Here is a 22,028-nt window from a genome sequence, read left to right as displayed (position 1 = left end):
TCGGTTCCTCGCTTGCCCTGTTAGTTACGCACCGGCTTGCCGGTCTGCAGCATGCCCATGATGCGCTCCTGCGTCTTGCCGGTGCCGAGCAGGTCGACAAAGGCCTTGCGCTCCAGCGCCAGCAGCCAGTCCTCGCTCACCAGCGAGCCGGCCTCGACGTCGCCGCCGCACACCGCCTCGGCGATGCGGCTGGCGATCAGGAAGTCGTGCGCCGAGATAAAGCCGCCGTCGCGCATATTGACCAGCGATGCCTTGATGGTGGCAATGCCCGAGCGGCCGGCCACCGGGACCAGCGTCGGCAGCGGCGCGCGGTAGCCGGCGCTGGCCAGCGCGCGCACTTCGTTCTGCGCCACGTACAGCAGCTCGTGCACGTTGAAGACGATCTTGTCGGACGGCTGCAGGTAGCCCATCTGGCGCGCTTCCAGCGCCGAGGCCGAGACCTTGGCCATGGCCGCGCTCTGGAAGCGGCTGGTCAGGAACTGCAGGATGTTGGTGCTGCCCGCGGCCTGCGCCGCGCGCGCGGCCGCCAGCGCGGCTTCCTTCAGGCCGCCGCCGGCCGGCACCAGGCCCACGCCCACTTCGACCAGGCCGATATACGTCTCCAGCGCGGCCACGCGCGAAGCCGAATGCAGCATCAGCTCGCAGCCGCCGCCCAGCGCAATGCCGGACGCCGCGGACACCACCGGCACCGAGGCGTACTTCACGCGCATCATGCCGTCCTGGAACTTCTTCACGAACGGTTCGATGCCCTTGGCGCCGCCCATCATGAAGGCGGGCATGGCCGCTTCCAGGTTGGCGCCGGCGGAGAACGGGCCACCCGGTGCGCCCAGCTGCAGCGAAGTCGGCTGCCACACCACCAGCCCCTTGTAGCCGGCTTCGGCCAGGTCGATGGCGCGGGTCAGGCCGTCGATCACGTCCGGCCCGATGGTGTTCATCTTGCTCTTGAACGAGACCACCAGCACGTCGTCCTGGCCTTCGCTCACCCAGATGCGCACGGCGTCGTTCTCTTCGACGGTGCGGCCGGCCTTGCGCGGATCGGCCGCGGCAGTGCCCTTGATCGCGGCACGGAATGCCTGGCGCTGGTACACCGGCAGCTTGCTGCGCGCGACGAAGGACTGCGTCGCCGGCGACCACGAACCGGCAGCGGCGTGCACGCCCTGGTTCTCTGCCACCGGGCCCTCGAATACCCATGCCGGCAGCGGCGCGGCCGACAGCGCCTTGCCGGCTTCCACGTCTTCCTTGACCCACTCGGCCACCTGCTTCCAGCCGGCCGACTGCCAGTCTTCGAACGGACCCGAGTTCCAGCCGAAGCCCCAGCGGATCGCCAGGTCGATGTCGGCGGCGGAGCCTGCGATCTGCTCCAGGTAGACGGCGATGTAGTGGAACACGTCGCGGAACACCGCCCACAGGAACTGCGCCTGCGGGTTGGTCGACTCGCGCAGCAGCTTGATGCGCTCGGCCGCATCCTTCTTCAGCATGCGCACCACGATCTCGTCGGCCTTCTTGCCGGCATCGACGTACTGGCCGGTCTTGGCGTCGAGCACCTTGATGGCCTTGCCTTCCTTCTTGTAGAAGCCGGCACCGGTCTTCTGGCCCAGCGCGCCCGCGTCGACCAGGCCCTTGAGTACGGCCGGGGTCTTGTACACCGGCGCGAACGGGTCGTCGTGCAGGGTGTCCTGCATGGTCTTGATCACGTGCGCCATGGTGTCCAGGCCGACCACGTCCGCGGTGCGGAAGGTGGCGGACTTGGCGCGGCCCAGCTTGGAGCCGGTCAGGTCATCGACCACGTCGAACGGGATGCCGAACTTCTCGGCTTCGGCAAACACGGCCAGGATCGAGAAGATGCCGACGCGGTTGGCGATGAAGTTGGGCGTGTCCTTGGCGCGCACCACGCCCTTGCCGAGCGTGGTGGTCAGGAAGGCTTCCAGCTGGTCGAGGATCTGCGGCTGCGTGGTCGCGGTCGGGATCAGTTCCACCAGGTGCATGTAGCGCGGCGGGTTGAAGAAGTGCACGCCGCAGAAGCGCGACTTCAGGTCCGCATCAAACCCGTCGGACAGCGCTGTGATCGACAGGCCCGAGGTGTTGGTCGCGAAGATCGCGTGCGAGGCCAGGTGCGGCGCGACCTTCTTGTACAGGTCGTGCTTCCAGTCCATGCGCTCGGCGATCGCCTCGATCACCAGGTCGCATTCCTTGAGCAGCGCGATGTCGTCCTCGTAGTTGGCCGCCTGGATCAGGCCGGCCTCTTCCTTAATGCCCAGCGGCGCGGGCGAGAGCTTCTTCAGGTTCTCGATGGCGCGCAGCGCGATGCCGTTCTTGGGGCCTTCCTTGGCGGGAAGGTCGAACAGCACCACCGGCACGCGCGCATTGATCAGGTGGGCGGCGATCTGCGCCCCCATGACGCCGGCACCCAGCACGGCGACCTTCTTGACGATGAAATTGGACATGCTCGCTCCTGGATTAGTGAGCGTTAGACAGATGCGAAGCCGTCGTTCCCGGCCGGGAACGACGGGTAGAGTCGACTCAGAACAGGTCTGCGTCCAGCGCCATCAGCGTGGCCGAACCGGCGCGCGCCTTGCGGATCTCGGCGGCGGTTTCCGGCAGCAGCCTGGCAAAGTAGAAGCGTGCCGTGGCCAGCTTGGCGGTGTAGAACTTGTCGCCGCTCGCTTCCTTCTCCAGCGCGATCTTGGCCATGCGGGCCCAGAAGTATGAGAACACCAGGTGGCCCACCACGCGCAGGTACGGCACCGCGGCAGCGCCAACCTCGTCGGCATTGCCCATCGCCTTCATGCCGATTTCCATGGTCAGCTTCTGCACCTTGTCGCCAATGTCGGCGAGCGGGTTGATGAACTCCTGCATGGCTTCGTTGGTGCCTTCGGCTTCAACGAATTCCTGCACGATCTTGCCGAAGGCCTTCATCCTGGCGCCCATGTCGCCCAGGATCTTGCGGCCCAGCAGGTCCAGCGCCTGGATGGTGTTGGTGCCTTCGTAGATCATGTTGATGCGCGCATCGCGCACATACTGCTCCATGCCCCACTCGGCGATATAGCCGTGGCCGCCGAACACCTGCATGCCCTCATTGGTGGACGTGAAGGCGTTGTCGGTCAGGAAGGCCTTGATCACCGGCGTGAGCAGCGCGACCAGGTCGCCGGCCTGCTTGCGCACGGCTTCGTCAGGGTGCGACAACTCGCGGTCGATCTGCAGCGCGGTCCAGTAGCTGAAGGCGCGGCCGCCTTCGGCGTAGGCCTTCTGCGTCAGCAGCATGCGGCGCACGTCCGGGTGCACGATGATCGGGTCGGCGGGCTTGTCCGGCGCCTTCGGGCCGGTCAGCGCGCGCATCTGCAGGCGGTCCTTGGCGTAGGCCAGCGAGTTCTGGTACGCCACTTCGGTCAGCCCCAGGCCCTGCGCGCCCACGCCCAGGCGCGCGGCGTTCATCATCACGAACATGGCGTTCAGGCCCTTGTTGGGCTCGCCCACCATCCAGCCGCGCGCGCCGTCCAGGTTCATCACGCAGGTGGCGTTGCCGTGGATGCCCATCTTGTGCTCGATCGAGCCGCACTTGATGCCGTTGCGCTCGCCCGGGTTGCCGTTGGCATCGGGGATGAACTTGGGCACCACGAACAGCGAGATGCCCTTGGTGCCGCCCGGCGCGTCCGGCAGGCGTGCCAGCACCAGGTGGATGATGTTCTCGGCCATGTCGTGCTCGCCGGCCGAGATGAAGATCTTGGTGCCCGAGATCAGGTAGGAACCGTCGGCCTGCGGCTCTGCCTTGGAACGCAGGATGCCGAGGTCGGTGCCGCAGTGCGGCTCGGTCAGGCACATGGTGCCGGTCCACACGCCGGAGACCAGCTTGGGCAGGTAGGTCTGCTGCAGTTCTGGCGTGCCGTGCGCGTGCAGCGCCTCGTACGCGCCGTGCGACAGGCCCGGGTACATGGTCCAGGCCTGGCCGGCCGAGTTCAGCATCTCGTAGACCACATTGTTGATCACGATCGGCAGGCCCTGGCCGCCGAACTCGGGATCGCACGCCAGCGCCGGCCAGCCGGCCTCGACATACTGCTGGTAGGCTTCCTTGAAGCCGGTGGGAGCCTTGACCACGCCGTCGCCGACGTAGGTGCAGCCTTCGCGGTCGCCCACCTGGTTGAGCGGGAACACCACGTCCGAGCAGAACTTGCCGGCTTCCTCGATAACCTGGTTGATGGTGTCCGCGTCGATGTCCGCGTGCGGCGGCATCGCCTTGAGTTCGGCTTCGGCGCCGAGCAGTTCATGGAGCACGAACTGCATGTCGCGCAACGGTGCGGTGTACTGGCCCATCTGAGACTCCTTGGAGTTGTGCGATGCCGCCACGCCGCCCGTCCCGCTTGCGCGATACGGTCCGACCGGGGCGACCTCAGGTACGGTAAGACTGAATCAGCTTGTTGAGCGCGACCATGGCAAGCTCGGCACTGTCAGGCAGGCGCAGGAAACGGGCGTCATGATGCAAGCCTAGTTCAAGGCTGTACATCTCGAACAGCATCAGGCGCGGATCGCAGTCCGCGCGCAGGTGCCCTTCCTCCCGCGCCTGGTTGATGGCGCGCGTGAGCGCTGCCCGCCAGATGGTGACGCTCTTGACCAGCTCGTCACGCACCAGGCTGCCGGCACGGTCGTCGTACTCCACGGCGCCGCTGATGTAGATGCATCCAGTCGTCACTTCCTGGATGCGCTTCTCCATCCAGCGCCGCACCATCGACCATAGCCGGGGCAGGCCGCGCGGCTCCTGCAGCGAGGGATAGAACACCTCCTGCTCGAACCGGCGGTGATACTCCCGCACCACCTCCACCTGCAGGTCTTCGCGCGAACCGAAATGCGCGAAGACACCGCTCTTGCTCATCTGCATGCGTTCCGCGAGCAGCCCGATGGTCAGACCTTCGAGCCCGTCGCGGGACGACAATTCCAGTGCGGCATCCAGAATCGCCACGCGCGTCATTTCACCCTTGCGCATTGGCGCGGGGGAGGCGGCGGCGGATTCGAGACGGGCTGACTGGTGTCGCATGTTTTTTCTCCGTTCTGCGGGGCCCTGCTGCGGCCCCGCGTATGACCCTGACGTTGCATTATTTGCTTGCGGCCGAACCGGCGGATTTGCCGGTGCATACCGCGAATGCACGCAGTCTAAGCCAAAAAAGAACGGTCGTTCAGATTATTCTGGCGCAGCAGCCGACCATCAAGCTTTTAATTAGACCGCTGTTTCTAAACGGACTGCAATGCAGCATGTCCGTCATGTCGGTCATGGCTTGCGCCGCGACCGGTTGCAGCGAGCGCCCTGCCGCATGGCAGCAAACGCACACCGCGTTCGCGGCTGTCGTTCAATAGCGCCCCGCGACACCGGCAATGACGACACCCAGGCGCAGCAGCATATAGGCCGCCCAGTTGGCCAGCCGGTGCAGCGGCGAGCGGCGCGCATGCACCTCGGGCATCACGCGCACGCTGCGGTGCGCAATGGCGTATTCCAGCGCGGTGCGCAGTTCAGCGGCGAAGGCCGCATCATAAACGGCGACGTTGGCTTCGCGCGCGAGCAGCAGGCTGAACGGGTCCATATTGCTCGACCCGACCGTGGCCCAGGTCTCGTCGACCACGCCCACCTTGGCGTGCAGGAAGCTCTCGGCATACTCGTAGATCTCGACGCCGGCCTCCAGCAGCGAGGCATACAGCGCATGGGTGGCGTAGTGCTGCAGCCGGTATTCGACCCGCCCCTGCAGCAGCAGCCGCACGCGCACGCCGCGCGCGCGGCAGGCCAGCAGCGCGCGCCGCATCTTGTGGCCAGGCAGGAAGTAGGCGTTGGCAAGGATCACGTCGTGGCGCGCGGCGCCCAGCGCGCGCAGGTATTCGCGCTCGATGGTGCGGCGGTTGCGCAGGTTATCGCGCAGCAGCAGCGCGGCGCGTACGCCGCCCGCGGCTTCCGGGCGCGGCGGCAGGTCGGTGACCAGCGGGTAGTCGGCCACCGCGGCGGCGCGTTCGGTGCCGTGCATATCGCGCAGCGACAAGCGCCACCAGAGCCGCTCGGCGGACAGCGCGATGCCGTCCACCAGCGGGCCGCCGACCTGCACCGCGAAGTCATAGCGCGGCCCCAGGTTGGCGCCTTCGAACGGGCCGTGGTTGTGGTCGTCGATGATATTGATGCCGCCGACAAAAGCCACGCGCCGGTCGATCACCGCCAGCTTGCGGTGCAGCCGGCGCAGGTGGCGCCGCGCCAGCCGGAAGCCGCGCAGCATGCGGAATACGCGCAGTTGCACGCCGCCGGCGCGCAGCCGCGCGGCCAGCTCGGCGGGCATGTCGCCGGCGCCGAATCCGTCCACGGTCACGCGCACGGTCACGCCGCGCGCGGCGGCGCGGATCAGCGCGTCGCTGACCGCGCGGCCGACCTCGTCATTGGCATAGATGTAGGTTTCCAGCATCACCTGGAACGCGGCCTGGTCGATGGCGGCGATCAGCGCGGGGAAGAAGTCCTGGCCGCCGTGCAGCAGCCGCACCGCATTGCCGGTGGTGGGCTTGCCGCGGCGCCAGGTCCAGCGCAGCATGTGGCGGCGCGGCGCGTGGTCGCCGGCCGCTGCGGGGTCGTGCGCGCGGGTGTCGGCATGAGCGGAGTGGGAGATCCGTGACATGCCGTGATTATCGGACAGATTGCCGGGCGCAAGGCGCCGCGCGCACATTGGCAGGCGCATCTCTGCTATCGTCGAGACTGATGCTTGCCCGCGCAGCCAGCGACGGGCAAGCGACGACTGACGCCCCCACGGAACCCATTGTGAAGGTATTCGGCATTACCGGATCGTCCGGCAGCGGCAAGACCACGCTGCTGGACCAGCTCATCCCCTGTTTCGTCGCCGCCGGCCTGCGCGTGGCCGGCGTCAAGCATACCCATCACGGCTTTGACCCCGACACGCCCGGCAAGGACTCCTGGCGCATGCGCGAGGCCGGCTGCGCCAATGTCGTGCTGGTCGGCGCGCGCCACCTGACGCTGATGCGCCACTACCCGGAAGCGGTGCCCTCCCCCGAACTGGACGATGCGCTCGCCGTGCTGCCGGCCGACACCGAACTGGTGCTGGTGGAGGGCTACAAGCGCAGTGATTTTCCCAAGCTGGAGGTATATCGCCCGGCACTGGGGCGCACGCCGCTGTGGGACGAGGTGCCGGGCGTGGTGGCGGTGGCAAGCGACGACCCTGCCGCAGTGGCCGCCATGACCGCGCTGCCGGTGCTGGACCTGAACGACCCGCAGGCGGTGTTCGCCTTCATCCGCGACTATCCGGACAGCGCGCGCTGAATTCAGGCGGCCTTGCCGGCGGGCTCCGCGGGCATGGCCAGCTCGCCCCGCGGATGCCCCAGTTCCGCCACCAGCGGCACGTGATCCGAGCGCTGCGCCCAGTCGCGGCCGGTCAGCGCATGCGCGCGCTCGATCTCGTAGCCGCGCACATAGATGCGGTCGAGCTGCCACCACGGCATATGGCTGGGGAAGGTATGCAGCCGCGCACCGCGCGCGTGCGAGGCCTCGACCGCGCCCAGCGTATTGCAGATCTGCGCATCGAGCCGGTGGTTCCAGTCGTTGAAGTCGCCGGCGATCACCAGCGGCATGCCCGCGGGCACCACGTTGCGCACACGCTCCACCAGGGCCTCGGCCTGGCGCACGCGGCTGCGCGCGAACAGGCCGAAATGCACGCAGATCAGGTGCGTTTCCACCCCGTGCACATCCGCCACCGCATGCAGCAGCCCGCGCTGCTCGAAGCGGTGGTCGGAAATATCCAGGTTTTCGGACATCAGGATCGGGTGGCGCGACAGGATCGCGTTGCCGTGATGGCCGTAGTCATAGACCGCGTTGCGGCCGTAGACCGAGTGCGGATAGGCGTCAGTGGCCAGGTAGTTGAGCTGCGTATGCTCCGGATCGAACAGCGCCGCAGCCACCAGCCGGTCGTTGCGGTCCTGCACTTCCTGCAGGAAGACGATGTCCGCATCCATCGCATGCAGGCCGGCGCGCACGTTCTGGATGCGCGGGCGCCGCGAGATGCCGGTCACTCCCTTGTGGATGTTGTAGGTGACCACGCGCAGCTTCATGGCTGCGCTCCGTATACCGCCTGCCGCTCGCCAGCGCCAGCCCCGGCCGCGCGCCAGGCGAGCTGGCGGATGGCCTCGGCATTGCTGCTGGAAAAGCATTGCTGCGCCGCCTGCTCCCACGGCAGCCACTGGTATTGCAGGTGTTCGCGTGGCGCCAGCGTCACCGGCAGCGCCTCCTGCACGCGCAGCCCGAACCAGTGCTCGGTATTGCGCGTGACGCCTTCGGCGTAGCGGTGGCGCCACTGCGGGTAGATCTCGTACTGGATGGTGTGGGCCCAGTCGGTCAGCTGGTGCTCGCCGGCGATGATGCCGGTTTCCTCGGCCACTTCACGCGCGGCGGTCAGGGCCAGGGGTTCGTCCAGGGTGTCGAGGCTGCCGGTCACGGACTGCCAGAACCCCGGGCGATCGGCGCGTTCCAGCAGCAAGACTTGAAGATCTGGCGTGTAAATCACCACCAGCACGGATTCCGGGATCTTGTAGGACATGGGTCTGGGCGAAAGGACAAACCCAAGGATAGCGCAGCCGTGCCACGTTGCCACGCGAAAGCGTGGCGGCGCACGCCCGGGTCGACCCTCGGCGGCCTTCAGGCGGCGCTGCGCGCGCCATAGGTGGCACGGGGTGCCAGGTACGGCTCGTCGGCGGCAGTGCGCTGCCAGGTGTCGAACACCTGGGGCGAATCGCCGTGGCCCCAGGCCGCACGCAGCTGGTCCATCAGCGGCGCCAGCGCCTGGCGGTAGCGCTTGGACGCGCCATGCGCGTGCGTGGCCAGGGCGTCGGCGCGGTGCCGGACCTCGCCCTGCAGCCGCGTGCGCTCCAGCGCGATTTCCTTCTCGCGCTGTCCCAGCGAGTTGTACTTCTGGATCAGGAAGCGCTGGTAATCGCCGCCATCCATGCCCTGCGCCGCCTGCGCGTTGACCTGCTCGAAACGCAGCACGATGCTGCCGGTTTCCTGCTCGATATGGGCAACCTCGGCGTCCAGGGCCTGCAGCGCCTCCTGCACGCGCTGGGCGTCGCGGCGCAGTGCCTGCACCTGCGCGGCCTCGTCCTCGAACACGCGCTGCGCATCCAGGTAGGCCTGCACCACCGGCTGCGGCGCCACCACCAGCAGCGGGTCGGCGCCGTCGGCGCGCTGGCCGGCCAGCAAGGCGTCGTCGGCCAGGCGCAGGTTGCCGAGCTCGTCCAGCCAGCGCCCGCGCGTCATGACCACGCCGACGGTATCCAGCGCCAGCCGGCGCAGCGCTTCGGCGCGCTGCATTTCCACCGGCTCGCCCGCCGCGGCGGGCGCGGCCGACTGCACCGCATGGGCGATGTCGGGCACGCAGGCGGCCACCGTGGTGGCCACCGATTCAGACATGGCCTGCGCCGAGCGGCGCACGGCGCGGCGCAGCTCGAAGCGCGCCAGCAGCATCATCACCAGTCCGGCCACCAGCCAGGTCAGGATGGTTTGGTCATGGGCCAGCAGGAACTGGCGGATCAGGTCGATATCCAGGGTCACGAATTTCCTCCCGAGTGCCGGAAGCCTTCATTGCGAGGCCGCTCGGCAAATTACGTGTCAAAGAGAGCAGACCCCGCCGCGGCGCCCTTCGTTCCGACCGGTAACAAATCGAAACCAATGCGCCGCGCGCCTCACAGCGCAGGCGGCCAGACGTTGCGCATAAAGCAAAAAAGCCGCGCAATCGCGCGGCTTCCTTGCGGACTTCAGGCAACTCAGGCCGTCGGCTTGGGCTCCGTGGCGCGCAGGCGGATGTGCAGTTCGCGCAGTTGCTTCTCGTCGACCGAGCTCGGGGCCTGGGTCAGCAGGTCCTGGGCGCGCTGGGTCTTCGGGAAGGCGATCACGTCGCGGATCGAGTCGGCGCCGGCCATCATCGTGACGATGCGGTCCAGGCCAAAGGCCAGGCCGCCGTGCGGAGGCGCGCCGTACTGCAGCGCGTCCAGCAGGTAGCCGAACTTGGCGCGGGCTTCATCGTCATTGATGTTGAGCGCGCGGAACACCTTGCTCTGGATGTCCGAACGGAAGATCCGCACCGAGCCGCCGCCCATTTCCCAGCCGTTCAGCACCATGTCGTAGGCCTTGGCCAGGCACTTGCCCGGGTCGGTCTCCAGGTATTCCAGGTGCTCGTCCTTGGGGCTGGTGAACGGGTGGTGCATGGCCACCCAGCGCGCGTCTTCCTCGTCGTACTCGAACATCGGGAAGTCGACCACCCACAGCGGCTTCCAGGTGTCTTCGAACAGGCCGTTGGCCTTGCCGAAGTCAGAGTGGCCGATCTTCAGGCGCAGCGCGCCGATCGAGTCGTTGACCACCTTGGCCTTGTCGGCGCCGAAGAAGATGATGTCGCCGTCCTGGGCGCCGGTGCGCTTGAGGATCTCGGCAATGGCGGCGTCGTGCAGGTTCTTGACGATCGGCGATTGCAGGCCGTCGCGGCCCTTGGCCACTTCGTTGACCTTGATCCAGGCCAGTCCCTTGGCGCCGTAGATGCCGACGAACTGGGTGTAGGCGTCGATCTCGCCGCGCGAGATCGCACCGCCGCCCGGCACGCGCAGGCCGACCACGCGGCCGTTGTCGCTGTTGGCGGGGCTCGAGAACACCTTGAAGTCGACGTCCTTCATCACCTCGGTCAGCTCGGTGAATTCCAGCTTGACGCGCAGGTCAGGCTTGTCCGAGCCGAAGCGGGCCATGGCCTCGCGGAACTCCATCACCGGGAACCTGGCGTCCAGGTCGACGTCGATGGCGTTCTTGAACACCGTGCGCATCATGTCCTCGAACAGGTCGCGGATCTCCTGCTCGGTCAGGAACGAGGTCTCGCAGTCGATCTGCGTGAATTCCGGCTGGCGGTCGGCGCGCAGGTCTTCGTCGCGGAAGCACTTGGTAATCTGGTAGTAGCGGTCGAAGCCGGAGACCATCAGCATCTGCTTGAAGATCTGCGGCGACTGCGGCAGCGCGAAGAAATGGCCCGGGTTGACCCGCGACGGCACCAGGTAGTCGCGCGCGCCTTCGGGCGTGCTCTTGCCCAGCATCGGGGTCTCGATGTCGATAAAGCCCTGCGCATCGAGGAACTTGCGCACTTCCATCGCCACCTTGTAGCGCAGGCGCAGGTTGTACTGCATCTGCGGGCGGCGCAGGTCCAGCACGCGGTGCGTCAGGCGCGTGGTTTCCGACAGGTTGTCGTCGTCGAGCTGGAACGGGGGCGTGACCGACGGGTTCAGCACGGTCAGCTCATGGCACAGCACCTCGATCTTGCCCGAGGTCAGGTTGGCGTTCTCGGTGCCGGCCGGGCGCGGACGGACCTTGCCGGTGACGCGGATGCAGAACTCATTGCGGATCTCTTCGGCGGCCTTGAACATCTCGGGGCGGTCCGGGTCGCACACCACCTGCACCAGGCCTTCGCGGTCGCGCAGGTCGATGAAGATCACGCCGCCATGGTCGCGGCGGCGCTGGACCCAGCCGGTCAGGGCCACTTCCTGGCCCGAGAATTGTTCGGTCACCAGACCGCAGTAGTGAGTACGCATGGAGGACATAAGGAGATTCCCGGTAAAACGCGGCCGCCCGAAGCACATCGGGCGGCCCGTGATCAGATTGGATGCTTAAGGATCGGTCGTCTCGACCGTTTCCTCGCTGCTGGCCCTGCCGGCCGGATTGGCCGGGGCTGCCGGCCGGGACATGCTGCCGTTCTTGCGCGGCAATTCCGCCGGTGCCACCACGCCCATCGAGACGATGTACTTGAGCGCGGCGTCGACGGTCATGTCGAGTTCGATGGTGTCGGCCTTGGGCATCATCAGGAAGAAGCCCGAGGTCGGATTCGGCGTGGTCGGCACGTAGACGCTGACGTATTCGCCCTGCAGGTGGTTCTGCACGTCGCCGCCGGGGCGCCCGGTCAGGAAGGCGATGGTCCACGAGCCCTCGCGCGGGTACTGCACCAGCAGCGCCTTGCGGAAGGCGTTGCCCGAGGACGACAGCAGCGTGTCCGAGACCTGCTTGACGCTGGTGTAGATCGGGCCCACCACCGGGATATGGCCCAGCAGCGCTTCCCACCAGCGCACCAGGCGCTGGCCGATGAAGTTATGCGCCAGCAGGCCGACCAGCAGGATCACCAGCAGCGTGAGGATGGCGCCCAGGCCCGTCACGCGCTTGCCGAACATCAGCCGGTCCGGGCGCCAGGCCTCGGGCAGCAGCGCCAGGCTCTGGTCCATCGTGCCGATGATCAGGCTGAGCACCCACAGCGTGATGCCCAGCGGCACCAGCACCAGCAGCCCGGTCAGGAACCAGGTTTTCAGGGCGGAAGTCTTCTTGGCAACCACGGGGCGGGTCCGGCTCAATGGCAGGCGCAGGCGCTGCCGCAGCCGCCGGCTGCCGCGGGCGTGGCCGAAGCGGACGAGGCAGGACTGGCCGGCGATTCAGCCGCCGCCGGGGTGCTGGCCGCCGCTGCAGCGGCGCCACCAGCGGCACCGGTCGCTGCCGGCGCGCCGGCGCTGCCGCCGCGGAAGTCGGTCACGTACCAGCCCGAGCCCTTGAGCTGGAAACCAGCAGCGGTCAGCTGTTTCTTGAACGCGCCGGCGGTGCCGCACGACGGGCAGTCCGTCAGCGGGGCATCGCTCATTTTCTGCAGCACATCGCGCCCGTGGCCGCAGGCGTCGCAACGGTAGGCATAGATCGGCATGGTGTTATTTCGCGAGAAAACTTCGGAATTGGTACAAAGGCGGACATCGGCGCGGGCCATGGCGGCCGCGGGAAATTCCCGTGCGACGATGCAAAGCCTTGAATTATAAACCGTTCCGGGGCCGCCTGATCGCCGGAAATGAGGGGGTGGCAGACCCCGAGCCGTCAGGCGATATGCACTTCCTTGACCGGCGCGTGATCTGCAATCCACTGCGGCAGCAGTGAACCGATCACCATGCCGCTGATCGAGAACAGCAGGCCCACCATTTGCGGCGGCACCACGGCATCGGCAAAGGCCAGCTCGCAGGTCAGCCAGGAGGACAGGCCCAGCAGGATCGCCGCCAGCCCGCCCTGGCGGGTGGCGTGCTTCCAGAACATGCCGAAGGCCAATGGCACGAAGGACGAGACCAGGGTGACCTTATAGGCATTTTCGACCATATGGAAGATCGACAGGTGCGAGTTAAGTGCGAACAGCGTCACCAGCGCGGTGAATACCAGCACCACGGTCTGCATCACGCGCAGGAACTGCCGGTCGTCGAGGTGGCGGAAGTACGGGCGCAGGATGTTCTCGGCAAAGGTCACCGACGGCGCCAGCAGCGTGGCCGACGCGCAACTCTTGATCGCCGACAGCAGCGCGCCGAAGAACATCACCTGGGCGAACATCGGTGCGTGCTGCAGGATCAGCTTCGGCAGGATCAGCTGCGAATCGGTGTCGATGTACCTGGCCACCATGCCGGGGTCGATCAGCGTGGCCGAATACGCCAGGAACATCGGGATAAAGGCGAAGCAGAAGTACAGCACGCCGCCCAGCACCGAGGCGCGCCCGGCGATCTGCTCGGTGCGCGACGAGGTCACGCGCTGGAACACGTCCTGCTGCGGGATCGAGCCCAGCATCATGGTGAACAGCGCCGCCGCGAAGCCGATGATCTGTATGAAATCCAGCGACGGCAGGAACTCGAACTTGCCGGCCGCGGCCGCGTGCGACACCACCGCCGTGACGCCGCCGGCCTGGCCGCTGACCTCGTAGCCGATATAGAGCATGCCGATCACGATGATGATCATCTGGATGAAGTCGGTGATGGCCACCGACCACATTCCGCCGAACAGCGTATAGACCAGCACGCTGGCTGCGCCGATCATCATGCCGGCCTCCTGCGACAGCGCGCCGTCCGAGACGGTATAGAAGACCAGCCCGAGCGCCTTGATCTGCGCCGCCACCCAGCCCAGGTAGGACACCACGATGCACAGCGTGGTCAGCACCTCGGCCAGCCGGCCATAGCGGTTGTGGTAGTAGTCGCCGATGGTCAGCAGGTTCATCCGGTACAGCGGCCGGGCGAAGAACAGGCCCACCAGGATCAGGCACAGCGACGAGCCGAAGGGGTCGGAGACCACGCCCGACAGGCCTTCCTTGAGGAATACGGCGGGGATGCCCAGCACCGTCTCCGAGCCGAACCAGGTGGCGAAGACGGTGGCGGTGACGATATGGAATGGCAGGCTGCGCCCGGCGACGGCGAAATCGGTGGTGTTGCGTACGCGCAGCGCCGCCCACAGGCCGATGCCGACCGAGATTACCCAGTAGATGATGACGAACCAGATCAGCATGCCGCTGCCCTATGCAGAAGTGCCCTTGTGGCGAGAAACCGAATGCCGGGCGGCGCATGAGTGCACGTTGCTTGCGCGCATCTGCCCGGAGTCCAATTCATCGGTCGGGGCCGCATATCGAGCTGCCTGGAGTTCTCGCGCTGGGCGGAAAACGCGGCCGGGGCTGCGGTCGTAGCCGAATCAAAACGCGGATTATAGCGACGCAGACCAGCGTGGGCGAAAAAAATTCCCCGCTGGCGCAAATGCGCCACGCGGAGCATCGCCTGCGCCACAAGGGCTGGCCGGCGGCTGCTTCAGCCGGACCGGCGGCGCCAGACCTGCCAGCGCTCCTGCCCCTGGAACACCGGCAGCGGCGCGGCCGTGGGCCGGTCCTCAAGTCGCTCGAAGGCCGGTGCCAGCAGCGCGTCAAGCGCCTCGGCCGGCATCGCGAACGGCGGCCCGCCGCGGTTTTCGCCGAGGTAGAAGTAGCCGGCCAGCAGGCCGCCCGGCGGCAGCAGTTGCGCGACCCGGGCGGCATAGTCGGCCCGCATCGCCGGCGGCAGCGCGCACAGGAAGGCCCGTTCGTAGATCAGCTCGCACGCCGGCTGCGGCGTGAAGGCAAAGAAATCGCCATGCTGCACCACTACCCCCGCCGGCCCCAGAGTCTGCCGCGCCGACGCCACCGCCTGCGGCGAGAAGTCGATTGCCGTCACCGGCCAGCCACGCTCGAACAGCCACGCGGCCTCCCAGCCGTTGCCACAGCCTGGCACCAGGGTCGGACATGGGGCACGGCCTTCAATGAACTGCCGGAATTCCTCGGGCACGCCGCCCTGGTCCCAGGGCGTGAAGCCCTGTTCGAAACGCTCGTCCCAGAATGCCGGGTCGGCGGCGTTGCGGGTGGCGAAGGTCGGCACGGGCTTGGCAGGGTCGCTCATGGTCACCTCAAAGATGGATCAGCCTGGGTGCGCTACCAGTAGCCCGCCCAGCCCAGCACATGCGTCAGCACGATGCCGGCGACAAAGCCGCCCAGCAACAGCAGCCCGGTGCCGAGCAGCCGGTTGGTGCGGCGCTGCTCCACCACCAGCATCGCCAGCAGCTTGTCCTGCTCGCCGTTGCTGGTCAGCGCGCGCCGCTCCAGGAACTGGTGCGCCAGGCGCGGGAAGTCGGGCAGCATCTTGGCCCACAGCGGCGCCTCCACCTTGACCCGCTCCCAGGCGCCCTTCCAGCCCACCTGCTCGTGCATCCAGCGCTCCAGGAAAGGCTTGGCGGTCTTCCACAGGTCCAGGTCGGGGTCGAGCTGGCGGCCCAGGCCTTCGATATTGAGCAGCGTCTTCTGCAGCAGCACCAGCTGCGGCTGGATCTCGACATTGAAGCGGCGCGAGGTCTGGAACAGGCGCATCAGCACCATGCCCAGCGAGATTTCCTTGAGCGGCTTGTCGAAGTACGGCTCGCAGCAGGCGCGCACGGCGCTTTCCAGCTCTTCGACACGGGTGTCTGGCGGCACCCAGCCGGACTCCACGTGCAGCAGTGCTACGCGGTGGTAGTCGCGCCGGAAGAAGGCGATGAAATTCTGCGCCAGGTAGTTCTTGTCGAACTCGGACAGCGCGCCGACGATGCCGAAGTCCAGCGCGATATAGCGGCCGAAGGTCTCGGGCTGCACCGACACCAGGATATTGCCCGGGTGCATGTCGGCATGGAAGAAGCCGTCGCGAAACACCTGGGTGAAGAAGATCTCGACACCCTCTTCCGCCAGCTGGTGCATGTCCACGCCGGCGGCCTTGAGCGACTCGGTGCGCGAGATCGGGATGCCGTGCATGCGCTCCATCACGAACACGGTGCTGCTGCACCAGTCCCAGAACACCTCGGGCACCAGCAGCAGGCTGGTGTCGGCAAAGTTGCGGCGCAGCTGGCTGGCATTGGCCGCCTCGATCATCAGGTCGAGTTCGTCGTGCAGATACTTGTCGAACTCGGCCACCACCTCGCGCGGCTTCAGGCGCTTGCCGTCGGCCCAGAAGCGTTCCAGCCAGGTGGCCATGTCGCGCATCAGCGCCAGGTCGCTGTCGATCACCGGCAGCATGCCCGGGCGCAGCACCTTCACCGCGACCTCGCGGCCGTGGCAGGGGCCGCCCTTGAGCGTGGCGAAGTGCACCTGTGCGATCGAGGCGCTGGCCACCGGCTGGTGCTCGAAGGTCTCGAACAGCTGGTCCAGCGGCCGCCCCAGCGCGCGCTCGATGATCTTCACCGCCACCACCGAATCGAACGGCGGCACCTGGTCCTGCAGCTTGGCCAGTTCGTCGGCAATGTCCGCCGGCATCAGGTCGCGCCGGGTCGACAGCACCTGGCCGAACTTGACGAAGATCGGGCCCAGCCGCGTCAGCGCCAGCCGCAGGCGCTCGCCGCGCGGCATCTCGAGCTTGCGCCCGATGGTGATGACGCGTACCAGGAAGCGGATCCTGCGGCTGCTGAAGCCCGAGAGCACCAGCTCGTCCAGGCCGTAATAGAGGATGACGAAGAGAATCTTGCCAAGGCGCAGGAGGCGGGTCATTCGGGAGTCTTCACAGGGCCGGGCAGGCAGTCATGTTGTTGGTGGATGGGATCGGGGCGCGGCCGGCTCAGCGGTGCGGCGACGGCAGCTTGCCGGACTGGCCCGACTGTCCGGAAGCCGGCGGCGGGCCGGCGCGCTCCAGCCGCTCCAGCCGTTTTTCGAGCCGGGCCAGGCTGTCGCGCAGCCGGCCCACGTCGGTGCCGAAGGCATCGAGCGCGGCGTGGCGCACCAGGGTCGGATGCTCGTCCAGCAGGTAGTCGGTGACGTTGTCGACCAGGGCGCGGCCCACGCGCGTGGCCTGCTCATGCACCTGGCGCGCGCCGTCGACCACGCGCTGCGCCACGCTGTCGCTCACCGGCCCGCCCAGGATGCCGCGCAGCGCGCGCGACAGGTCTTCGGCGGCGTCCCAGCGCAGGTTGCGCGCCAGCGTCGAGATGGTGTTGGCCAGCTCGGCGTCGCCCTCGATGCGGACATGGCGCATGGCGGCGGCCTGGCCGCCTTCGGCCACGTCGGCGGCCACCAGCGGCCACTGCTGCACCGGCACACGCAGCGTCACCGCGGGCGCCTCGGCCTCGGGCGCTGGTTCGGTGCAGCCGTGCTCCGTCACCTTCAGCGACAGCACGAAGGCGGCCGCATCGAAGCGGATCACGCGCCCGGCAAACGGCGTGAGCTGGTTGCGGGCCCACGGCTCCTGCTCAAGCAGGTGGTTCAGCGCCGAGATGGCGGGCATGGCCAGGGCGGAAGGCAGAGTATTCATGACAGCGCGGTTGGCGGGCAGGCAGCGACGCCGCAGGTCGGGCGTCCCAAACAAAAAAAGCCCACGCTTTCGCGTGGGCCTCCATTCTAAGCTACTCCCCCCGGCGCATCACCGCCGCGGGGTGCGGCATCAGGACTCTTGCTGGATGCCGGCCAGCAGCCAGCCGCCGGTGCCGCTGGCAGGCTTGGCCAGGTTCCAGACCTCGCCGAACGGCTGGGCCGCCTCGCCGGACTTCTCGCGGATCATGCCCGAGAAGCGCACGCTGGCGATATGCTGGGCCGCAGCCGACTCGATGCCGAGCAGCTGGGCTTCCAGCGTGACCACGTCGGTCTTGTTGACCTCGGCGCCGCGGTCGGCCAGGTCCATCTTGATCTCGGCGAACATCTCCGGCGTGGTGAACTCGCGGATGTCGTCCAGGTTGCCTGCATCCCACGCGGCCTGCAGGCGCACGAAATGAACCTTGGCGTTGCGCAGGAAGGCTTCGGTATCGAAGTCGGCCGGCACGCCCCACGGCTGCTGGGCCACCGCATCGGCCGCGACCGGGGCTGCCGATGCTGCCGGCAGTACCGTATTGGCGGCCGGGCCAGCCGGGCTACCCGAAGACACAGGCGTCGGCTCGCCGCGGAACATGGGCTCGGCGCTGCGGCCCAGGTTCGGCGCGTTGCCGGCGCCGGCGTAGGCCGGCTGCTGGGTGCGCTTGCTGCCGCCACGGAACTTGCGGATCAGCCAGATCGCAGCGAACGCCACCAGCGCGATCAGGATCAGATTGGACAGGAAGCTCAGTGCCGCCCCGCCCAGACCGAAGTGCGACAGAAGCCAGCCGATACCCAGGCCGGCGGCGATGCCGCCCAGGATGCCGCCCCAGTTGCGCTTGGGCGCCGCGGCCGCGGCCGCGCCGGCCGCACCGGCCGTTGCCGGAGCCGCCTGTTGTGCGGGCTGCTGCGCCTGCTGGGTCGGCGAAGTGGGCTGCGGCGCCTGCTGGCGCTGCGTGACCGACTCAGATTGCTTGCCGATGCTGCGCGAGCCGCCCATGCGCTTGGCATTGGCGTCGAACATCAATCCCAAGGCAATCGCGGTAATCAGCGACCCAACCAGGAATTTTCCACGAAATGACGACATATTCTGCTATCCCCTGTCAGTTTCACCCTATATGCGGGCGAGGCATGGCGATTTCAAGTCTTCTTAATACTTGCGCCCGACGTGGAGCGCCACCACTCCGGCCGTCAGATTGAAGTATTCGACATTTTCCAGGCCGGCATGTTCCATCAAGCGTACAAGTGAAGCCTGGTCTGGATGCATTCTGATCGATTCCGCGAGATAGCGATAGCTGGGGGCATCCCCTGCCACCCGCTCACCCAGCCACGGCAGCACCTTGAAAGAATAGACGTCGTAGGCCTTCTCCAGGGGTTTCCACACCTTGGAGAACTCCAGCACCATGACCTTGCCGCCCGGCTTGACCACGCGGCGCATCTCGGCCAGCGCGGCATCCTTGTGCGTCATGTTGCGCAGGCCGAAGGCCACGGTCACCAGGTCGAAATGGTTGTCCGGGAACGGAATGCGCTCGGCGTCGCACAGGCACACCGGGGTGACGATACCCTTGTTCAGCAGCCGGTCGCGGCCCACGCGCAGCATCGACTCGTTGATGTCGGTCAGCCAGACCTCTCCGGTCGGGCCGGCCTGCTTCGCGAACGCCTTGGCCAGGTCACCGGTGCCGCCGGCGATGTCCAGCACCTTGTGGCCGGGGCGCACGCCAGCCTGGGCGATGGTGAACATCTTCCAGAGCCGGTGCATGCCGCCCGACATCAGGTCGTTCATCACGTCGTACTTGCTCGCCACCGAATGGAACACGCCGGCAACCTTGTCGGCCTTTTCCGCTTCGTCGACCTTTTCAAACCCGAAGTGGGTTTCACTCATCTTTCAGACTCCAGGGTAATCGGTTCGGCGCGGCTCAGTGATGGCCGCAGCCGTGGCCGCCGGCAGCGCCGGCGGCGGGCATCGGGGTGTCGCGGTCGGCGCCGGCGGCTTCCAGGCGCTGCAGGTAGTCCTGCCAGAGCGCATCCTGGTTGTCGCCGAGGCGGTACAGCAGGTCCCAGGAATAGATGCCGGTATCGTGGCCGTCGGTAAAGCGGATCTGGATCGCGTAGTTGCCGACCGGCTCGACCGCGTTGACGCCCACCTCGCGCTTGCCGGTCTGCAGCACTTCCTGCCCCGGGCCGTGGCCCTGGACTTCAGCGGACGGCGAATACACGCGCAGCAGCTCGAACGGCAGCCGGAAGCTGCGGCCGTTGTCGAAGCCGATCTCCAGCACGCGGGATTGCGTATGGACGGTCAGCGCGGTGGGATGAGGGGTGTCTTTTTCCAGGCCTGCCATGATGATCGCGGCCCGGTTAGGGTCGCTCCTGAGGGGGTGATTGCCGCGCGATGCTGCCGGTACGGCACGGCATCACGCTTCGCATACGACCCGATAGCTTACCCCAGGCTCGCCGGCTTGCGCAGCCCGGGCCGCTTCCCCGTTCTGCGGCACGTAACGCAGGCGCCGTTGATGATAGGCCGCCACGGTGCTGCGGTGGGCAATACTGATGATGGCCGCCTGCGGCAGCGACTCCACCATCAGCCGGTACATGGCGCCTTCGGTTTCCTCGTCCAGCGCGCTGGTGGCTTCGTCCAGGAACAGGTAGTCCGGCTTCTGCAGCAGCGCGCGCGCGAAGGCCAGACGCTGCTGCTCGCCCGGCGAAAGCCGCAGCGCCCAGTTGTCGAACACGTCGAGCTGGTCCGCCAGCGCCGCCAGCCGCGCCTGGCGCAGCGCCGCCTGCAGCGCTTCCGCGCTATGCACGGTGCCGGCGTCCGGGTAAGCCAGCGCATCGGCCAGCGTGCCGATCGGCAGGTAGCTGCGCTGCGGCAGGAACAGCATGCGCGCGCCGTCGGGCATGGTCACGGTGCCGCTGCCGTACGGCCAGATCCCCGCCAGCGCGCGGAACAGCACGCTCTTGCCGCAGCCGGACGGGCCGCTGACCAGCCAGCGCTCGCCCGGCGCGACCGACAGCGAGAACGGCGCCACCAGCGGCCGCTGGCCCACGGCCGCGCTGCGCGCGGCGCGTACCGGCAGTGCCAGCGCCAGGCCGTCGATGGTGATGCCATTCTGCGGCTTGCCGGTATGTTCCACCTCGATATCGCGCACGCCGCCCGGCGCCAGGTCCTGGCGCTCGGCCACGCGGATCGCTTCCTGGAAATCGATCAGGCGGTTGGCGGCCGCCTTCCAGCCCACCAGCGTGGCGTAGCTGTCGACAAACCACGACAGCGCGCCCTGTACCTGGCCGAAGGCGGAGCTGGTCTGCATCAGGCCGCCGAGCGTCATCTTGCCGGCGAAGTAGCGCGGCGCCGCCACCAGGATCGGGAAGATGATGGCGAACTGCGCATAGCCGGAGCTGACAAAGGTCAGCCGCCGCGTATAGCGCATCAGCTGGTTCCAGTTGGCGCGGATGCGGTCGAAGCGCGCGCGCAGGCCGGCCTGCTCGGTGGGCTCGCCGCGGTACAGCGCCACCGGCTCGCTGTTCTCGCGCAGGCGCACCAGCGTGAAACGGAAATCCGCCTCATACTGCTCCTGCTGGAAGTTCAGGCCGATCAGCGGGCGGCCGACCACGTGCGCCACCAGCGAGCCGATCACCGCATAGCCCGCCGCGAACCACACCATATAGCCGGGGATGGTCCACTCGGTGCCGCCCAGCGCAAAGCTGATCGGCCCCGATACCGTCCACAGGATGCCGACGAAGGACAGCAGCGTCACCACCGAGTTGAGCAGCCCGAGCGACAACGACAGCGCGCCGTCCGTGAACAGGCGCAAATCGTCGGCGATACGCTGGTCGGGGTTATCGGTGGTGTGGGTCTGCTCGATGCGGTAATAGGCCTGGTGCCCGAGCCAGTGGCCCATGAAGCGGCCGGTCATCCAGGTACGCCAGCGCATCTGCAGCATCATGGTGTAGTACTGGCGCGAGATCGCCGCCACGATGAAGAACGCCGCGATCCACGAGAAGCGCAGCAGCAGCACCTTGAACGAGGCGTAGTCGCGCTGCTCCAGCGCGTTGTAGAACACGCGGTTCCACTCGTTGAGCAGCACGTTGATATAGACGATGCCGAGGTTGAGCACCACCACCAGCGCCAGCAGGCCAAGCCCGGCGAGGCGGTCCTCGGATTTCCAGTAAGGCTTGATCAGCGCCCACGTGGCAGCCATGCGCAGCCGGCTCTGGATCTTGAGGGCCCTGGCAGGGACGGCAGGGCCCGGTACGGTGACTGAGGTCGGAGTGGAGGACATAGCGGCAGTGCTTGGCCCGTCAGCGGATGCCGGCCGGGCTTGTTGTTCTGGATACCGTGGCGGCAGGCCACGGCGGCAACAGCATTCAGACGGTCACGGCCAGGCGTGG

General features: G+C 67.4%; 20 protein-coding genes. 2 read left to right on the top strand and 18 right to left on the bottom strand.

Annotated features, from left to right (window positions below):
- Positions 1–20: 20 nt before the first annotated feature.
- From AC1Q6V_RS02270 to AC1Q6V_RS02260, 3 genes are all read right to left on the bottom strand, one after another.
- Positions 21–2,444 (bottom strand): 3-hydroxyacyl-CoA dehydrogenase/enoyl-CoA hydratase family protein, encoded by a 2,424-nt coding sequence (locus AC1Q6V_RS02270; RefSeq protein WP_454749229.1) that lies wholly within the window; start codon positions 2,442–2,444, stop codon positions 21–23.
- A 76-nt stretch (positions 2,445–2,520) separates the two neighbouring features.
- Positions 2,521–4,308, bottom strand: coding sequence for an acyl-CoA dehydrogenase C-terminal domain-containing protein (locus AC1Q6V_RS02265; protein ID WP_010813929.1), 1,788 nt, complete (start codon positions 4,306–4,308; stop codon positions 2,521–2,523).
- Positions 4,309–4,384: 76 nt separating this feature from the next.
- Positions 4,385–4,975, bottom strand: coding sequence for a TetR/AcrR family transcriptional regulator (locus tag AC1Q6V_RS02260; protein WP_026201385.1), 591 nt, complete (start codon positions 4,973–4,975; stop codon positions 4,385–4,387).
- Positions 4,976–5,067: 92 nt separating this feature from the next.
- On the opposite strand from AC1Q6V_RS02260, the gene AC1Q6V_RS02255 reads away from it, so the two are divergent.
- A complete protein-coding gene (locus AC1Q6V_RS02255; RefSeq protein ID WP_041687143.1) occupies positions 5,068–5,343 on the top strand; it encodes a hypothetical protein in 276 nt (91 codons plus the stop codon).
- On the opposite strand, the gene clsB is transcribed toward AC1Q6V_RS02255, so the two are convergent.
- The gene (gene clsB, locus AC1Q6V_RS02250; RefSeq protein WP_037025323.1) at positions 5,337–6,680 is read right to left on the bottom strand and encodes a cardiolipin synthase ClsB; all 1,344 of its coding nucleotides are present in this window, start codon (positions 6,678–6,680) and stop codon (positions 5,337–5,339) included. The genes AC1Q6V_RS02255 and clsB overlap by 7 nt on opposite strands.
- A gap of 92 nt (positions 6,681–6,772) precedes the next feature.
- Here clsB and mobB point away from each other — a divergent pair, with 92 nt between their 5' ends.
- Positions 6,773–7,288: a molybdopterin-guanine dinucleotide biosynthesis protein B gene (gene mobB / locus AC1Q6V_RS02245; protein ID WP_010813932.1), complete on the top strand. Its 516-nt coding sequence runs from the start codon at positions 6,773–6,775 to the stop codon at positions 7,286–7,288.
- Between the two features lie 2 nt (positions 7,289–7,290).
- Here mobB and AC1Q6V_RS02240 read toward each other — a convergent pair whose 3' ends face one another.
- The 14 genes from AC1Q6V_RS02240 to AC1Q6V_RS02175 all read right to left on the bottom strand — a co-directional run bounded on the left by AC1Q6V_RS02240 (position 7,291) and on the right by AC1Q6V_RS02175 (position 21,919).
- On the bottom strand, positions 7,291–8,073 hold the full coding sequence (locus AC1Q6V_RS02240; RefSeq protein WP_010813933.1) for an endonuclease/exonuclease/phosphatase family protein: 783 nt from the start codon (positions 8,071–8,073) through the stop codon (positions 7,291–7,293).
- Positions 8,070–8,558: a dihydroneopterin triphosphate diphosphatase gene (gene nudB / locus AC1Q6V_RS02235; protein WP_058697892.1), complete on the bottom strand. Its 489-nt coding sequence runs from the start codon at positions 8,556–8,558 to the stop codon at positions 8,070–8,072. Before nudB ends, AC1Q6V_RS02240 begins: the two co-directional genes overlap by 4 nt.
- 98 nt (positions 8,559–8,656) lie before the next feature.
- Positions 8,657–9,568: a hypothetical protein gene (locus AC1Q6V_RS02230; RefSeq protein WP_439671249.1), complete on the bottom strand. Its 912-nt coding sequence runs from the start codon at positions 9,566–9,568 to the stop codon at positions 8,657–8,659.
- 212 nt (positions 9,569–9,780) lie between these two features.
- The gene (aspS, locus tag AC1Q6V_RS02225; protein WP_011614526.1) at positions 9,781–11,589 is read right to left on the bottom strand and encodes an aspartate--tRNA ligase; all 1,809 of its coding nucleotides are present in this window, start codon (positions 11,587–11,589) and stop codon (positions 9,781–9,783) included.
- A 66-nt stretch (positions 11,590–11,655) separates the two neighbouring features.
- Entirely contained in the window at positions 11,656–12,369 is a 714-nt protein-coding gene (locus AC1Q6V_RS02220) for a DUF502 domain-containing protein (RefSeq protein ID WP_010813937.1), read from the bottom strand.
- Between the two features lie 14 nt (positions 12,370–12,383).
- Positions 12,384–12,728: an FmdB family zinc ribbon protein gene (locus AC1Q6V_RS02215; protein ID WP_010813938.1), complete on the bottom strand. Its 345-nt coding sequence runs from the start codon at positions 12,726–12,728 to the stop codon at positions 12,384–12,386.
- A gap of 164 nt (positions 12,729–12,892) precedes the next feature.
- Entirely contained in the window at positions 12,893–14,329 is a 1,437-nt protein-coding gene (locus AC1Q6V_RS02210) for a high affinity choline transporter 1 (protein WP_010813939.1), read from the bottom strand.
- Positions 14,330–14,622: 293 nt separating this feature from the next.
- Complete coding sequence (locus AC1Q6V_RS02205) at positions 14,623–15,243, bottom strand: methyltransferase domain-containing protein (protein ID WP_454749228.1); 621 nt, start codon at positions 15,241–15,243, stop codon at positions 14,623–14,625.
- Positions 15,244–15,275: 32 nt separating this feature from the next.
- On the bottom strand, positions 15,276–16,853 hold the full coding sequence (gene ubiB, locus AC1Q6V_RS02200; protein ID WP_010813941.1) for a ubiquinone biosynthesis regulatory protein kinase UbiB: 1,578 nt from the start codon (positions 16,851–16,853) through the stop codon (positions 15,276–15,278).
- A gap of 67 nt (positions 16,854–16,920) precedes the next feature.
- A complete protein-coding gene (locus tag AC1Q6V_RS02195) occupies positions 16,921–17,610 on the bottom strand; it encodes a ubiquinone biosynthesis accessory factor UbiJ (RefSeq protein WP_041687137.1) in 690 nt (229 codons plus the stop codon).
- Between the two features lie 129 nt (positions 17,611–17,739).
- Positions 17,740–18,729 (bottom strand): Tim44 domain-containing protein, encoded by a 990-nt coding sequence (locus tag AC1Q6V_RS02190; RefSeq protein ID WP_454749227.1) that lies wholly within the window; start codon positions 18,727–18,729, stop codon positions 17,740–17,742.
- Positions 18,730–18,792: 63 nt separating this feature from the next.
- Positions 18,793–19,524: a bifunctional demethylmenaquinone methyltransferase/2-methoxy-6-polyprenyl-1,4-benzoquinol methylase UbiE gene (ubiE, locus tag AC1Q6V_RS02185; protein WP_010814445.1), complete on the bottom strand. Its 732-nt coding sequence runs from the start codon at positions 19,522–19,524 to the stop codon at positions 18,793–18,795.
- 34 nt (positions 19,525–19,558) lie between these two features.
- Complete coding sequence (locus AC1Q6V_RS02180) at positions 19,559–19,981, bottom strand: gamma-butyrobetaine hydroxylase family protein (RefSeq protein ID WP_011614521.1); 423 nt, start codon at positions 19,979–19,981, stop codon at positions 19,559–19,561.
- Between the two features lie 72 nt (positions 19,982–20,053).
- Positions 20,054–21,919, bottom strand: a complete 1,866-nt coding sequence (locus AC1Q6V_RS02175; protein WP_454749226.1) for an ABC transporter ATP-binding protein/permease — start codon at positions 21,917–21,919, stop codon at positions 20,054–20,056.
- Positions 21,920–22,028: the final 109 nt, after the last annotated feature.

The organism is Cupriavidus sp. GW823-FHT07B10, from assembly GCF_058794355.1.
Note: the sequence above shows the minus strand (reverse complement) of the source record. Positions and strands in the feature narration are given on the sequence as shown.